General features: G+C 68.6%; 15 protein-coding genes. 10 read left to right on the plus strand and 5 right to left on the minus strand.

Annotated features, from left to right (window positions below):
- Positions 1 to 134: 134 nt before the first annotated feature.
- The 3 genes from DIE12_RS21095 (at position 135) to DIE12_RS21105 (ending at position 2,331) form a co-directional block, all read left to right on the plus strand.
- The gene (locus DIE12_RS21095; RefSeq protein WP_044848054.1) at positions 135 to 1,052 is read left to right on the plus strand and encodes a LysR family transcriptional regulator; all 918 of its coding nucleotides are present in this window, start codon (positions 135 to 137) and stop codon (positions 1,050 to 1,052) included.
- Positions 1,053 to 1,264: 212 nt separating this feature from the next.
- Positions 1,265 to 1,615 (plus strand): hypothetical protein, encoded by a 351-nt coding sequence (locus tag DIE12_RS21100; protein ID WP_124487143.1) that lies wholly within the window; start codon positions 1,265 to 1,267, stop codon positions 1,613 to 1,615.
- Between the two features lie 155 nt (positions 1,616 to 1,770).
- Positions 1,771 to 2,331, plus strand: coding sequence for a hypothetical protein (locus DIE12_RS21105; protein ID WP_124487032.1), 561 nt, complete (start codon positions 1,771 to 1,773; stop codon positions 2,329 to 2,331).
- Here the strand turns inward: DIE12_RS21105 and DIE12_RS21110 are convergent, their stop codons facing one another.
- On the minus strand, positions 2,332 to 3,207 hold the full coding sequence (locus DIE12_RS21110; protein WP_044848057.1) for a LysR family transcriptional regulator: 876 nt from the start codon (positions 3,205 to 3,207) through the stop codon (positions 2,332 to 2,334).
- A gap of 161 nt (positions 3,208 to 3,368) precedes the next feature.
- Here DIE12_RS21110 and DIE12_RS21115 point away from each other — a divergent pair, with 161 nt between their 5' ends.
- The 4 genes from DIE12_RS21115 to tam all read left to right on the plus strand — a co-directional run bounded on the left by DIE12_RS21115 (position 3,369) and on the right by tam (position 6,352).
- Positions 3,369 to 4,688, plus strand: a complete 1,320-nt coding sequence (locus tag DIE12_RS21115; RefSeq protein WP_124523427.1) for a DUF3422 family protein — start codon at positions 3,369 to 3,371, stop codon at positions 4,686 to 4,688.
- A 35-nt stretch (positions 4,689 to 4,723) separates the two neighbouring features.
- The gene (locus tag DIE12_RS21120; RefSeq protein ID WP_124487030.1) at positions 4,724 to 4,924 is read left to right on the plus strand and encodes a hypothetical protein; all 201 of its coding nucleotides are present in this window, start codon (positions 4,724 to 4,726) and stop codon (positions 4,922 to 4,924) included.
- 87 nt (positions 4,925 to 5,011) lie between these two features.
- The gene (locus tag DIE12_RS21125) at positions 5,012 to 5,446 is read left to right on the plus strand and encodes a GNAT family N-acetyltransferase (RefSeq protein WP_044848060.1); all 435 of its coding nucleotides are present in this window, start codon (positions 5,012 to 5,014) and stop codon (positions 5,444 to 5,446) included.
- Between the two features lie 120 nt (positions 5,447 to 5,566).
- Entirely contained in the window at positions 5,567 to 6,352 is a 786-nt protein-coding gene (gene tam / locus DIE12_RS21130; RefSeq protein ID WP_124487029.1) for a trans-aconitate 2-methyltransferase, read from the plus strand.
- 52 nt (positions 6,353 to 6,404) lie between these two features.
- Here the strand turns inward: tam and DIE12_RS21135 are convergent, their stop codons facing one another.
- Complete coding sequence (locus DIE12_RS21135) at positions 6,405 to 6,995, minus strand: GNAT family N-acetyltransferase (RefSeq protein WP_044848062.1); 591 nt, start codon at positions 6,993 to 6,995, stop codon at positions 6,405 to 6,407.
- A gap of 409 nt (positions 6,996 to 7,404) precedes the next feature.
- On the opposite strand from DIE12_RS21135, the gene DIE12_RS21140 reads away from it, so the two are divergent.
- Positions 7,405 to 7,809: a nuclear transport factor 2 family protein gene (locus DIE12_RS21140; RefSeq protein WP_044848063.1), complete on the plus strand. Its 405-nt coding sequence runs from the start codon at positions 7,405 to 7,407 to the stop codon at positions 7,807 to 7,809.
- Between the two features lie 126 nt (positions 7,810 to 7,935).
- On the opposite strand, the gene DIE12_RS21145 is transcribed toward DIE12_RS21140, so the two are convergent.
- From DIE12_RS21145 to DIE12_RS21155, 3 genes are all read right to left on the minus strand, one after another.
- Positions 7,936 to 9,417, minus strand: a complete 1,482-nt coding sequence (locus DIE12_RS21145; protein ID WP_124523425.1) for an aldehyde dehydrogenase family protein — start codon at positions 9,415 to 9,417, stop codon at positions 7,936 to 7,938.
- A gap of 22 nt (positions 9,418 to 9,439) precedes the next feature.
- Positions 9,440 to 10,390, minus strand: coding sequence for an agmatinase (gene speB, locus DIE12_RS21150; protein ID WP_044848300.1), 951 nt, complete (start codon positions 10,388 to 10,390; stop codon positions 9,440 to 9,442).
- A 168-nt stretch (positions 10,391 to 10,558) separates the two neighbouring features.
- Positions 10,559 to 11,446, minus strand: coding sequence for a helix-turn-helix transcriptional regulator (locus DIE12_RS21155; RefSeq protein WP_124523423.1), 888 nt, complete (start codon positions 11,444 to 11,446; stop codon positions 10,559 to 10,561).
- Between the two features lie 198 nt (positions 11,447 to 11,644).
- On the opposite strand from DIE12_RS21155, the gene DIE12_RS21160 reads away from it, so the two are divergent.
- Both DIE12_RS21160 and DIE12_RS21165 read left to right on the plus strand, forming a co-directional pair.
- The gene (locus tag DIE12_RS21160) at positions 11,645 to 11,989 is read left to right on the plus strand and encodes a cupin domain-containing protein (RefSeq protein ID WP_124487026.1); all 345 of its coding nucleotides are present in this window, start codon (positions 11,645 to 11,647) and stop codon (positions 11,987 to 11,989) included.
- A 263-nt stretch (positions 11,990 to 12,252) separates the two neighbouring features.
- Complete coding sequence (locus tag DIE12_RS21165; RefSeq protein WP_124523421.1) at positions 12,253 to 13,713, plus strand: FAD-binding oxidoreductase; 1,461 nt, start codon at positions 12,253 to 12,255, stop codon at positions 13,711 to 13,713.
- The last annotated feature ends 120 nt before the right edge of the window (positions 13,714 to 13,833 follow it).

Here is a 13,833-nt window from a genome sequence, read left to right on the forward strand (position 1 = left end):
GGCATTCGCGAACCGGCTCCGGGTTTGTCATACCCGGGCAGGGGTTGGAGGGCCGGGCGCTTCCGGACAACAATCGGCGTGCTCCGAGCCCTATCTTTCGTCTTCCCTTCTTTTTTCGAAAGCGAGTAATTCCGATGGCTGCCATTCAAAGGCCCGATTGGTCGAAGCTCAGTTCGCTCGATCCCGAGCTGATCCGCGCATTCGTCGCCGTCGTCGAGAGCGGCGGCTTCACCGCTGCGGCCCGGCAACTGCATCGCACGCAATCGACGATCAGCCTGCGCATCCGCACGCTCGAGGAGCGGCTCGACACGCACCTGTTCATGCGCAACAGCCGGCGGCTCGAACTGTCGCGCGACGGCGAGAATTTCCTGATCCATGCGCGCCGCATCATCCAGGTGCAGAACGACGCGATCCTTGCGCTGAAGCAGGCGAGCAGCGACCGCGGCGTCGTGCGCTTCGGGCTGCCCGAGGACTATGCGGAGCTGTGGCTGCCCGACCTGCTGAAGTCGTTCTATGCGATGCGGCCGGGCGCGCGCTTCCACGTGCATTGCCGCACCTCGCTCGAACTGCTCGAACGGCTGCAGGCCGGCGAGCTCGACGTCGCGCTCGTCGTGCGGCACGGGCCGAACGCGGGCGGGCGGCTGCTCGGCCGGCACGAGGTCGTGTGGGCCGCGCACCGCGATTTCGCGCTCGGCCCGCAGGCGTCGGTGCCGCTCGCGCTGTTTCCGGAGACGTGCTGCTACCGGCAGCGCGGGCTGCAGGCACTCGCGACGGCCGAGCGGCCGTATCACGTCGTTTATACGAGCCAGAGCCCGACCGGCATCAAGATCGCGGTGAACCACGGCGCGGCCGTGACGATGATCGACCGCTGCACGCTGCCCGAGAACTGGCGCGTGCTCGACGAGACGGACGGGCTGCCGCCGCTGCCGGCGGCCGATCTCGAACTGCATCGCTCGCCGGGCATCTGCGATCCGCTGACCGACGATCTGGTTTCGCTGATCGAATCGATGGTCGACGAGCGGCGGCGCGCGTCGCTCGAAGCGTTCGCTTAGCGGGGCGGCGCAAACGCGGGTGAGATTGACGCGAACCGCGGCGCGCGGCCGCAACGCGCGCATGACGATCGCGCGGCCCGCCGCAGCTCGGTGTCGTGTTATGTCCCCCGTGCCGTTTTTTGCACGGGCGGCCCGGTTTTTTGCACGACGTTTATCCGGTCTCTTCTAAGCTGGGGACGTGTCGAACAGCCGGGACGGCCTCCGTCCGCTCCATGACCTTCATTCATCCCGTTCCCGCCTGCGATGTCGCCGGCCGCCCGTTGCGCGCCGGCGCACCCAGCAATGTCATTCCGTTCCCGGCGCCGCGCCCGCGCCTGCAGTTGCCCGTCACCTTGACGGCCGATTCCGGCGAACGCGCGCACGCCCGGCTCGCGGCGCTGCTGCATTCCCCGCTCGGCGTGTATGTCGTCAGCGCGCGTGCCGTGCGCGACGTGGTCCACGTGCACTTCGACATCGCGCCGGAAGACCTGGATTTCACCCTGCACATGCTGATCGCGCAGCAGGCCGATGCGGTGATCGGGCCGGTCGCGCGCCGGTTGCATGTCGGGCCGAGCCCACGGTGAAGCCGGGAACGGTTGTTGCTCGTGGGTTGTCGTTCGTTCCTTGATGGCTTGTCCGATCCGCCGCCCGATCGCCGGTCGCCGTGTCGCCCGCCCGCAGGCGGCGAACCGGCGCGCGATGCTGCGTGCGCGGCGCCGATCACGAATACGGAGGAGTCATGGATCTATTGGAAGCCGTACCTGTCGCGCGGCCGACGAGCAGCCGGTTACGGACGGCGTCGCTGCCGTCCGGCCAGCAACTCGCGCGTCAGCTCGTGACGACGGTGCGCGTGGCCGAAATGCTGCTGCATCAGGCGATCGTCGTGCCCGACCGGCACCAGTGGTCGGTGGACACCGAGCGGGTCGACGCGGCCGGCGGGCCGCTCGAGGCCTGGGAGAGCTTCGTGACCTGGCGGATCGGCAAGGTGTTCGCAGCGTCGGTGAGCCCCGCCGCGCGCGTCAACGATCGCGACCAGGTCGCGGTCGAGATCCGGCTCTGCCTGCCCGAGCAGGACTACGTGGCCGGGCGGCGCGTGAGCACTTTCGGCCGCCGCCATGGCAACCGCTTCGGCGCGACGCTGTCGGTCGTGCCGGGCGCGCAGTGGGGCTGGCAACGCGCGGAGCACGTCGCGCCGGAACACGCGCAGGTATGCGGCGATACGCTGGAAGCGCTCGTCGATCGGGTGGCCGCGAACGTCAATGCGGCGCTGGGCGCGGCCGGGTTCGGCGCGACACGCTGATCACGCGTCGCCGGTCTGCCCGGTTTGCCGCTGCAGGTCTTCCATCAGCTGTTCCGCGAGAAAGTCGCACGGCGGGCGCTTCGATTTCGTGCTGCGCGCGAGGATCAGTTCGAGCGGCGGCAAATCGGGCAGCCCGTGCGAGCGGCCGAGCATCGACAGTTGCGCGGGAATCGCGCAGCGCGCGAGCGGCGCGACCGCGAGGCCGGCCTCGACCATGCTGAGCAGACCGAGCAGGCTCGGGCTTTCATACGAAGTGCGGAACGGCAGCTTCGCGCGTTCGAGGCTGCGGATCGCGTTCTCGCGCGCGACGCTGCCCGGCATGAACACCGCGATCGGCAGCGGCCGTTCTTCCCATACGCGCGGCCCGTTCGTCATCGCGGCCCACGCCATCGGCTCGTGGCGGATGAAGTCGCCGGACAGCCCCTTGATGCGCGTGCCGCACACGAGATCGACCGTGCCGTCCTTCAGGAGCGGCGCGAGCGCGCTGCTCGGCAGCCCGATCACCTGGATCTCGACCTTCGGATAGGTCGCCGAAAATTTCTTCAGCACCGACGGCAGCAGCGACGACGCATAGTCGTCCGGCACGCCGATGACCACCTTACCCGTCACTTCCGGCCGCACCACGGCCGCCCACGCCTCGTCGCGCAGCGCCAGCATTCGTCTGGCGAATCCCAGCAGCACCTCGCCTTCGCGCGTCAGCACGATGCTGCGCGGCTTGCGCACGAACAGCGGCCGGCCGATCGCGTCTTCCAGGCTCTTGATCTGCATGCTCACGGCCGATTGCGAGCGGTTCACCGCTTCGGCGGCGCGGGTCATGTTGCCGGTTTCCGCGACGGCGACGACGGTGGCCAGCACGTCGTGATCGAGCATCTTCATCGGTATCAGGAAAACTGAACGTAACGATCAGCATTATGCGTTTTTATTGTCGCTGTGTGTCTGCCATAGTGGCATCGAGCCGGCCGCATCGTTCGATGCGGTGCGGCGATCACGCCGGCGTGCCCGGCACGCAGCGCCGAACAGGGAAGAGTGGTGTACCGATGATGGATCATCCATTGCGTGCCGCACTGGCCGCGGAATTGCATGCGCGGCCGTTCCTGCGGCTCGCCGAAGCCGTGTCGCTCACGCACTACGCGATCTACGCGGACGGCCAGCCCGACATCCACGAAACGCTGCTGCACGCGCTGTGCCGCGACACCGGCATTGCCGCGCCGCAGGACGGCGCGACCCACTACGCGGTGCAATCGCCGGGCGGCTGGTACCTGAAGTGGGAGCGCCACACCGAATTCTCGACCTTCACGTTCGTCGCGCCGCGCCGCGACACCGGTTATTTCGACGATCTCGCGATCGAAGGGATTCCGGCCGCCTGGTTCGCACGGCTCGCGGGCATCCGCTTCGTCGCGGTGCGCATGGAGTTGCTGTCGGGCGATGCCGCGCGGCTCGTGTGCGGCGACCTGCGCCGCTGGATCGACGGGCCCGCGCTCGTCGGCAGCAACGTGCTCGGCGGCGGCAAGGTGTACTGCGACTGGCATGTGCGCGACGACGGCTTCATGCGCTTTCTCGTCGTCGACGAGGATTTCCGCGAGGAGCAGGGCGGCCGCCTGCTGCAACGCCTCCATGAAATCGAGACGTACCGGATGATGGCGCTGCTCGCGTTGCCGGTCGCACGGCGGATGAGCCGCGAGCTCGACGAGATCCACGCTGCGCTGCATGCGCTGATGCAGCGGATGGACGCGGGCGGCGCCGACGGCGACGACGCGGCCTTGCTCGTGAAGCTCACGCATCTCGCGGTGCGGGTCGAAGCGCTGTCGGGGTCCGGCGGCCGCTTCAGCGCGTCGCGTGCTTACGAAAAGCTCGTGCTGGCGCGCATCCACGAGCTGCGCGAGGAGCGCATCGAAGGGATGCCGACGATCGCGGAGTTCATGGAGCGGCGCTTCGCGCCGGCGATGGAAACCTGCCGCAGCGTGTGGGCGCGTCACGAGCAGATCGCCGCGCGGATCGCCCGCGCGGTCGACCTGCTGCGCACGCGTGTGAATCTCGCGCAGGAAAAGGACGTCACGCGCCTGCTGGCGGGCATGGAGCGCACCGCGCGCAACCAGCTGCATCTGCAGCATGCGGTCGAAGGGCTGTCGGTGGCGGCCATTTCGTACTACGTGCTGTCGCTCGCGACCGCGGCGTTCAAGGCGCTGCACGTGATGAACCTGCCGGTCGATCCCGAACTCGCGGAAGGCCTGTTGATCGCGCCGGTCGTGTTCGCGGTGATTCACATCACGCGGCGCACGCGCGCGCAGCTCGCGCGGTCGGAGGCCGCGCATGGCGGCGCAACCGTGCAAGCGGCGGCGTTGAAACAGGCAAATTGAATCAGAACATCGACGACATATCGAAAGGAGTGGAGATGACTTTTACGCAATCGCAAGCGGGTTTTTTCACTGGCTACGACGCATTCGACGAACCCGTTCGGGATGACGCCGGCGCGCCGGAAGAGGTGCGCGTGACGTCGTATCAGGCCGTGCTGCAGGAGCCGATGACGTCGCTCGTCGGCAGCACGATCGATCGGCCGGATGTCGCGGCGGTGGCGATTCTCGGGTACAACTGACGCCTGGTCGTTCCGCGCCGCGTCGATTCACGACGTCCGCCGTGGGCGCTGCAGGCCCGGCGGCCCCTTCACGTACACCTTCACGCCATGAACGCGCATCCCGCCGTTTCGCTTCAACTGACCGACATCGAGCAGCCGGCCGCACGCGACCTCATCAGCCGCAAGCTCGGCGAGTTCAACCACGCGATGACGGGCCGATCCGACACGGCGGCGCTCGACGTCTACGTGACCGATCCCGCGACCGGCGAGGTCGTGGGCGGCCTCACCGGCCGGACGTCGCTGGGCCTCTTCTTCATCGACCTCTTTTACCTGCCGGAATCGCTGCGTGGCGGCGGTTTCGGCAGCCGGCTGCTGCGCGAGGCCGAAGCGGAAGCGAAGCGGCGCGGGTGTGCCCGCGCGGTGCTGTACACGATTACGTTCCAGGCGCCGGACTTCTACCGGAAGCACGGTTACGAGGCGTTCGGCGAGGTGCCGTGCGAGCCGGAAGGGACGGCGCGCGTGTTCATGGTCAAGACGCTTTGAGCGAGGTAGCCTGACGTCACCGCGCCGGCGTCGCTACCGAAGACCGGCGGGATCGCAGCATGTGCTGCATCGACGGCAACGGGTAGCGCGACGCCGTCCACGCCGACCCGGAGGCATATCGTGACAACGCCACTCGATCAATACGCCAGACAGTACGTGCGATTCGAAGACGAACGCACGCGGCCTGTCCGCGACCTGCTGGCCGCCGTGCCGGACACGCCGATCCATACCGCGCTCGACATCGGCTGCGGGCCCGGCAATTCGACCGAAGCGCTGATCGCGCGTGCACCCGACGCGACGGTGCGCGGGATCGACGCGTCGCCGGACATGATCGCGGCCGCGCGCAAGCGCCTGCCCGCGCTGCGTTTCGATCTCGCGGATGTCTCCACGTGGGATGATCCGGGCGGCTACGACCTGATCCTGTCGAACGCGGTGCTGCAATGGGTGCCGGCGCACGACACGCTGTTTCCGTCGCTCGTCGGCCGGCTCGCGCCGGGCGGCCATCTCGCGGTGCAGATGCCCGACAACCTCGACGAACCCGCGCACCGGCTGATGCGCGCGGTCGCCGCGGGCGGGCCCTGGGCGGACAAGCTCAAAGGCGCGGCGCGCACCGAGCGGTTCGACGCGCGGTATTACTACGCGCTGCTGTCGCCGTCGTGTTCGCGGGTGGATGTCTGGCGCACGACCTACTACCATCCGCTGCGCGGCGGCGCCGACGCGGTCGTCGAATGGTTCAAGGGCAGCGCGCTGCGGCCGTTCCTCGCGGCACTCGATGAAGGCGAACGCGACGCGTTCGTCGCGCGCTATCGCGATGCGCTCGCCGGTCCGGATGGCTACCCGTCGCTCGACGACGGCACCGTGCTGCTGCCGTTCCCGCGCCTGTTCATCGTCGCGACGCGGAAGTAAGGCGCAAGCAAAGGCGCAAGCAGGACCGGAGCGGGCGGCGGTGGGCCGTCGGTCAGGACAGCGGCCGCATCGATTCCGGATCGACCGTCCGGCTCTTCGCGCTTTGCCCGTCGCGCAGATCCTTGTACCAGAAGAGGGCGACTTCCCCGTCGTTCGCGCCGTCGGCGTACAGGAAGCGGTCGTGGCCGCCCACGACGAAGCCCGCCCGCGCGTACGTGCAGCAGGCCGCGACGTTGTTCGCCTGCGTTTCGAGCCGCATGAAGCCGAACCCGCGGCTGCGCGCCCACGCTTCCGCGGCCGCGAGCAGGAACTGGCCGATCCCCTGCCGCCGGCAGCTGCGATCGACCGCGAGTTCCGCGATCTCGGCCATCCCGTTCCAGCTTTCGGTGATCGCGACGAATCCCGCGAGGCGCCCGCCCGCGCTCGCGCGGAACAGCGCGGTGCCGCCGGACGCCTCGCGCGCCCAGCCGGCCGGATCGAAGCCGTAGTCCTTGCGCTGCACGGGCAGCGCGCGCAAATCGAGCAGATCCTGGTACGGCGCATTCAGCTCCCACGCGATCTCGAACGAAAAGTCGCATCCGTTCAGTTCGTCGGCGGGCAGATCGACCGCCTGTTCGATGCTGATGTGCTCGGCTCGGTCCATGTGTCGGTGTCCTGTCTTCAGCGGGATTGCCTGGTCTTCCCCCGGGGCGGGCGGCGGCGCCTTGCAGCGAGAGCCGGATCGCACCCGTTCCTGTTTTGAATTGATGCGCTCGCACGATGTCTCTTCCCGCGGCGGCGCTCAACGCCCGATTATGCGGGATATCGGCGCGGACTCATCCGCATCTCGTCTCGTGGCGGAGCGCCGATCCCGGCCATGCCGCGTATTCGTCGGCGCATTGCTTCATTTGGCAGGGCGATGCGACCACGCAACGGATTGCTCATACGGAATCCACACGGCCCGATTGCCGGAGACCCTCATGGGGGCCGCCTCGCGGTTCGACTATGCTGAATTGTCCGCGGCCGGAATTCCGCGCCGCGACGCGGCGAACCTGCGATGACGGGAGGGGGCGATGAGCGAACAAGACAACGTGCAACTCGTGCAGCAGGCATACGCGGCGTTCGGCCGCGCGGATATCGAGGGCATTCTGCAGACGCTGTCCGACAGCGTCGACTGGTTCATCCCGGGGCCGGCCGACGTCGTTCCGTTCGTCGGCAGACGACATGGGCCGCAGGCGGTCGCGGCGTTCTTCGCGGCGCTTGCGTCGACGCAGACCGCGGAACGCTTCGAGCCGCTCGAGTTCATCGCGAGCGGCAACCGGGTCGTCGTGCTCGGCACGCAACGCTGGCGTGTCCATTCGACCGGGCGCACTTACGAGGACGACTGGGTGCACCTGCTCACGATCGAAAGCGGGAAGATCGCGGCGTTCGTCGAGTATCACGATACGGAGGCCGAAGCGGCCGCGCATCGACGGTGACGGTGCCGAAGATGCGCCGGGCCGCTGTGCCCGGCGGCTTCGGCATCCCGCGCGGCCGGCATGGCCCGCGGTGCCGCGCCGGCCCGCCGGGCACGGTGTCGCAGGCGGCCTGAACGGCCGCGCAGGTCAATCGATCGCGCGCATCGCGTGGCGCAGTTCCTGGTAGCTGCGCAGGCCCGTCACGCCGAGTTCGCGGCCGATTCCGCTGAGCCCGAAGCCGCCCCAGCACACATGCGGGTAGATGAGTTGCGGCGCGTTGATCCACACGAGTCCGGCACGCACGCGTGCCTGAAACTGCTTCGCGATTTCCGCGTCGCGCGTCACGACGGTCGCGACGAGCCCGTAGCGCGTGTCGTTCGCGAGCGCGATCGCCTCGTCGTCGGTGCGGAACGACTTCACGCACGCGACCGGGCCGAACACCTCGTCGGTCCACAGCAGATTGTCGGCGGGCGGCTCCGCGACCACGACGGGCGCCATGAAGAAGCCATTGCCGCCGGCCTCGGCGACGCGCCCGCTGAACGCGACGCGCGCGCCCGCCGCGATGCCTTGCGCGAGCATCGCCTCGACGCGCGTGCGTTGCGCGGCCGAGATCATCGGCCCCATCGCGACCTCCGCGGTGGCAGGCGGCGCGACGACGAGCGCGCGCACGGCCGTCTCGAACGCGGCCATGAAGCTGCGATAGAGGCTGTCGTGCACGAGGATGCGCGCGGTGGCCGAGCACATCTGGCCCGCGTTCGTGAAGGCGCCGGCGACCGCGAGCGACACCGCGACGTCGAGATCGGCGTCGTCGCGCACGATCAGCGACGACTTGCCGCCGAGTTCGAGCGTCACGCGCTTCATGTCCTCGGCCGCGGCCTGCATGACCTTGCGGCCGGCGGCCGTGCTGCCGGTAAACGAGATCTTGTCGATCAGCGGATGCGCGGTCAGCGCCGCGCCGACCTCGGCGCCGCCGTTCACGACGTTGACGACGCCGTCCGGCACGCCGGCTTCGGCGATCAGGTCGAGCAGCGCGTGCTCGGCCGGCGACGTCAGTTCGGACGGCTTCAGCACGACCGTGCAGCCGGCCGCGAGCGCGGGCGCGAGCTTCCACGCGGTCGTGACCATCGGGAAGTTCCACGGCACGATCAGCGCGGCGACGCCGAGCGCGTCGTGGAAGCGCTCGGCCGCGACGGTGTCGCTCGGCAACGCGACGGGCTCGGCCTCGAACAGCGCCGGGTTTCCGCACAGCGTCGCGTAATACGCGAACGTCGCGGCGACGTCGCCGACGTCGGCGTCGGCCTCGAACGGCGGCTTGCCGCTCACCTGCATCTGCAGCGCCGCGAGCCGCTCGCGGTCGGCTTCGACGCGCTCGGCGATCGTCGCGAGCAGGCGGCCGCGCTCGGCGGGCGGCGTGTCGCGCCAGCGGGCGAACGCGTCGCGCGCGGCGCGGACCGCGGCGTCGACGTGCGCGGCCGTCGCGAATTCCTGCCAGCCGATCGTCGCGCCGGTCGACGCATCGAAGATCGGCGCGCCGGCTTCATCGGAATGCGTGCGCACGGGCTGGCCGGCGATGCGCGCGGCGGGCAGCACGATGGCCGCGGCGGAAGGGGAAAGCTCGGCGGTGGACATGAACGTGTTCCTGTCGATCGGATTAGCGGTAGGCGACGCCCGGCATCACGCAGAGCATCTCGAATGCGAGGTTCGCGCCGACGAGCGCGGTGGTGCCGGTCGGATCGTACGGCGGCGACACTTCGACGAGATCCGCGCCGACGATGTTCAACCCCTTCATCCCGCGAATGATCTCGAGACCCTGCTGCACCGACAGGCCGCCGATTTCCGGCGTGCCGGTGCCGGGCGCGAACGACGGATCGAGACCGTCGATGTCGAAGCTGAGATACACCGGCGTGTCGCCCACGCGTTCGCGCACCTGCGCCATCAGCGGCGCGAGCGACCGGTTCCAGCATTCCTCCGCCTGCACGACGGTGAAGCCCTGCTGGCGGCACCAGTCGAAATCGTCCGCGTGATAGCCGGTGCCGCGCAGGCCGATCTGCGTGACCTTGTCGCATTGCAGCAGACCGTCTTCCACCGCGCGGCGGAACGGCGTGCCGTGCGCGATCTTCTCGCCGAACATCGTGTCGTTCACGTCCGCGTGCGCGTCGACGTGCACCACGGCGACCTTGCCGTATTTCCTGTGCAGCGCGCGCAGGATCGGCCACGCGATCGTGTGGTCGCCGCCGAGCGTGATCGGCCGGCAGCCGTGCGCGACGATCTCGTCATACGCGTGCTCGATGCGGCGCACCGAATCCTTCAGGTCATACGGGTTGGTCGCGACGTCGCCGATGTCGGCGACCTGCAGCGAATCGAACGGCGCCGCGCGCGTGGCCATGTTGTACGGGCGCAGCAGCACGGATTCGGTGCGGATCTGGCGCGGGCCGAAGCGCGAACCCGAGCGGTTCGACGTGCCGAGGTCGAGCGGCACGCCGACGAAGCACACGTCGAGGCCGTCGGTCGTGTCGGCCTGCGGCAGGCGCATCATCGTGGCGATGCCGCCAAAGCGCGGCATCTCGTTGCCGCCCATCGGCTGGTTCAGTTCGCGGTGCATGGGGCCGTCTCCTCTTTATGGTGAAAAGCGATCGGCCGATGGTAGAGGAGAACGCGGGCGCGAAGATCTTGAAGTCGCAACGTTTACATCGACGGGTCTCGATGCGAACGGCGGCGCCGCATCGACGCGCGACCGGATCAGTCGGCGATCGCGGGCGGCGCGACCGGATCAGTCGGCGTCGTCGCCGTCGTTGCCTACGTGGTCACGCGTTGCGGCCGCAGGAAACGCCGGCACGGCCGAGCCCCACGCAGCCAGTTCGCGCTTCGTGCGCACCCCGAGCTTCGCGAACGCACGCTTCACGTACGACTCGGCCGACGCGACGCGCACGCCGAGGATGTCGGCGGTTTCCGGCACGGTCTTGCCGGAGATCAGGTGCTTGCAGGTTTCGTATTCGCGCTTCGACAGCTTCACGCCGTCGGCCGCGATCCGCGCGTCGAACTGCGCGAGCGGATGCACGTCGGGCGTCGGGTGCGCGATGCGCCGCGCGGCGGTGGTCGATGCGTGCAGCTCGAGCAGCGGGAACAGCACGTCGCTGATGCTGCGAAAGCGGTTCATTTCGGCGAGCGTGAACGGCGGGCGGTCGCGGCCGCGTTCCAGCGCGATCGAATGCTGCGCATAGCGGGTGCCGCGCGCGAGCACGCATTCATGGGCGATATGCACGTCGTCGAACAGCCGCTGGCGGAATTCGCCGGGCGGGATCGCCGCGATGTCGCGCACGACCAGCATCGTGCCCGTCTTGCCGCGCAGCCCCGCGAACAGCGGGTCGCTGTCGAGAAAGCGCTCGTAGTAGAGCGTCATCACGTCGGAGATGTCGGCGGTCGCGGTGCCGATGCCGCTGCTGCCGATCCATTCGCAGCGGTAGCCGGTGGGCATCGTGCCGTCGACGCGCGAGCGCTCGACGTGCGCGACGTCGAGCGGCACGACGTCGTTCAGCAGTTGCGTGAGACGCGGCACGAAGTGCGGCGTGCCGACCGTCTCGATCAGCTCGCCCAGCGCCTTGAACGACACGTTGAAGCGGTCGGTGTCGCGGTGGAAGGGGTTCACGTTGAGCAGCATGCGGTTCCCCGGTGAAAAGCGGCGGCGATTCTAGCGTCCGAAGTCAAAAACGTCATTAGGGGGAAATACGGTACGGAGTCCTGCGACCCTGCGCGCCGCGGAAAACGCGGTTTGTCCCCCCCGCAGGGGGGCATACCGGGGCAGTGTAAATGAGTAACTTTGTCTCTGCTTTTTTCAATCGAGAGACGAAAGATTCAAATGACCAAACTGATCAAGGACATCCTGCCGCTGGGCGCAGGCGTGGGCGAATTCACGAAGCTCGACTTCGGGATGGACGAAAGCGATTGGCGCGCGGCCGAAGGCAAGAGCGGCAGCTACCTCATCGGCTGGTGGGAAGGCAAGGTCGGCTCCGTGGAGTTCCCGGAAACCGCGGCGGACGAAGCGGTGTGGCTCGTAGAGGGCCGGATCGCGCTGACCGATGTCGAAGGCAACCGCAAGGAATTCACGCCGGGCCAGGGCTACCTGCTGCCGGCCGGTTTCGCGGGCCGCTGGGAAACGATCGAGGACGCGAAGAAGTTCTACGTGCTGCTCGAGAAGTCGTGATGTGAGCGGCCGCCGTGGCGTCGTCGTCAGGTGGACGCGAGGCCCGGCGGCGGCGTTTTCGACCGACTGCAGGCGACGTCCGTCGCGCGGGTGTCGAAGGCGCGCGTCGCGGCTTACGGTGCATCGCGCCGATCGTCACCGTCGGCGCAACCGAGGCAACCGCGGCGATAGAAGTAATCGGCGCAATCGCTGAATTCGGCGAATTCGGCACGCCGTGCACGCATCGCACGCGCGGGCCGCGATCAGGTGGGATGGCTGGGATCATGGAAATGGAAGTCAACGAAGCAACACTAGCCGCACCGGCTCACGCGCACGCCGCGCGTCACGCGCCGGTCGCACTGGGCGCCGCCGAGGCGCTCGCGAATACGAAACTGTTCCCGTACTGGCTCGACAACCCGGCCGCGCCGGCCGCCGAGCCGGAACTCGTCGGCGACGTGACGGCCGACCTGCTGGTCGTCGGCGGCGGCTTCACCGGGCTGTGGACGGCCGTGCAGGCGAAGGAACAGATGCCGCACCTGAACGTGGTGCTGATCGAGGCCGGCAAGGTCGCGCACGGCGCGTCGGGCCGCGCTGGCGGGATCATCTCGACGTCGGTGATGCACGGGCTGCCGAACGCGGTGCGCGTGTTCCCGAACGACATCGCGCAGCTCGAGGCATTCGGCCACCACAACCTCGACGGCTTCGAGGACACGCTGAAGCGCTACGCCATCGACGCCGACATCGAGTGGAACGGCGAGATGACGGTCGCGGTGGACCCCGGGCACCTCGCGCACCTGAAGGGCGACTACGACCTGCATCGCGAATACGGGCACGACGTCGTGCTGCTGAACCGCGAGGAAACGCTCGAGCAACTGAACTCGCCGCTGTTCGCGGGCGCGCTGTGGTCGCGCAACCGCAGCGGCATCGTGCATCCGGCGAAGCTCGCGTGGGGGCTCAAGCGCGCGGCGCTGTCGCTCGGCGTGAAGCTCTACGAGCACACGCCGCTCACGACCGTCACCGACGAAGGCGGCACCGTGTACGTGACGACGCCGAAGGGCAGCGTGCGCGCGCCGCGTGTCGTGTTCGGCAGCGGCACCGCAAAGGTTGGCATTCCGGATATCAACCGCCGCGTGATGCAGGTGCGCGATCACGTGCTCGCGACCGAGCCACTCACCGACGAACAGCTCGCGCGGATCGGCTGGAAGAATCGCCAGGGCGTGTACGACACGCGCACGCAGCTCAACTATTTCCGGCTGACGAAGAACAACAGCATCATCTTCGGCGGGCTGGTCAGCTATCACTTCGACGGCGACCCGGAACCGCACCAGGACGGCCGGCGCGAAACCTACTACCGGCTCGCGGAGGCGTTCTACCGGACCTTCCCGCAACTCGCGGACGTGCGCTTCTCGCACGCGTGGGGCGGCCCGATCGACTACTGCTCGCGCGGCTCGGTGTTCGCGAAGCGCTATCTCGGCGGCAAGGCCGTGTTCGTCGCCGGCTACACGGGCTTCGGCGTCGCGGCGAGCCGGTTCGGCGCGTTCATGGGGCTGAACATCCTGTTCGACCGCGACAGCCCGGAGCGCAAGCTCGACATCGCGAACCAGAGCCCGAGCTACATCCCGCCCGAGCCGATGCGCTGGGTCGCCGCGAAGATCACGTTCCACGCGTTCGACGGCGCGGACGCCGAAGGCGGCTGGAAGCGCGCGTGGATCAACGGGCTCAAGGCGATGGGCTTCCCGATGTAAGCGCCGGTCGTTCACGAACGACGGGTATGGCGCGTGCCGTTGCCGATGACGGCGCGCGTCCGGTCAGGTTCATCGGCGCGGGCGGCCGGTGTCGTGCCGGCCCGGCAACGCGCGAGAAGC

Origin of the sequence: Burkholderia sp. Bp9015 (assembly GCF_003853505.1) — a bacterium.
In the GTDB taxonomy this organism is placed as follows: Bacteria; Pseudomonadota; Gammaproteobacteria; order Burkholderiales; family Burkholderiaceae; genus Burkholderia.

Excerpts from the sequence above, each read along its gene's own strand:
- DIE12_RS21095 (WP_044848054.1), top strand. The coding sequence starts at position 135 with ATGGCTGCCATTCAAAGGCCCGATTGGTCGAAGCTCAGTTCGCTCGAT.
- DIE12_RS21100 (WP_124487143.1), top strand. The coding sequence starts at position 1,265 with ATGACCTTCATTCATCCCGTTCCCGCCTGCGATGTCGCCGGCCGCCCG.
- DIE12_RS21105 (WP_124487032.1), top strand. The coding sequence starts at position 1,771 with ATGGATCTATTGGAAGCCGTACCTGTCGCGCGGCCGACGAGCAGCCGG.
- DIE12_RS21110 (WP_044848057.1), bottom strand. The coding sequence starts at position 3,207 with ATGAAGATGCTCGATCACGACGTGCTGGCCACCGTCGTCGCCGTCGCG.
- DIE12_RS21115 (WP_124523427.1), top strand. The coding sequence starts at position 3,369 with ATGATGGATCATCCATTGCGTGCCGCACTGGCCGCGGAATTGCATGCG.
- DIE12_RS21120 (WP_124487030.1), top strand. The coding sequence starts at position 4,724 with ATGACTTTTACGCAATCGCAAGCGGGTTTTTTCACTGGCTACGACGCA.
- DIE12_RS21125 (WP_044848060.1), top strand. The coding sequence starts at position 5,012 with ATGAACGCGCATCCCGCCGTTTCGCTTCAACTGACCGACATCGAGCAG.
- DIE12_RS21135 (WP_044848062.1), bottom strand. The coding sequence starts at position 6,995 with ATGGACCGAGCCGAGCACATCAGCATCGAACAGGCGGTCGATCTGCCC.
- DIE12_RS21140 (WP_044848063.1), top strand. The coding sequence starts at position 7,405 with ATGAGCGAACAAGACAACGTGCAACTCGTGCAGCAGGCATACGCGGCG.
- DIE12_RS21145 (WP_124523425.1), bottom strand. The coding sequence starts at position 9,417 with ATGTCCACCGCCGAGCTTTCCCCTTCCGCCGCGGCCATCGTGCTGCCC.
- speB (WP_044848300.1), bottom strand. The coding sequence starts at position 10,390 with ATGCACCGCGAACTGAACCAGCCGATGGGCGGCAACGAGATGCCGCGC.
- DIE12_RS21155 (WP_124523423.1), bottom strand. The coding sequence starts at position 11,446 with ATGCTGCTCAACGTGAACCCCTTCCACCGCGACACCGACCGCTTCAAC.
- DIE12_RS21160 (WP_124487026.1), top strand. The coding sequence starts at position 11,645 with ATGACCAAACTGATCAAGGACATCCTGCCGCTGGGCGCAGGCGTGGGC.
- DIE12_RS21165 (WP_124523421.1), top strand. The coding sequence starts at position 12,253 with ATGGAAATGGAAGTCAACGAAGCAACACTAGCCGCACCGGCTCACGCG.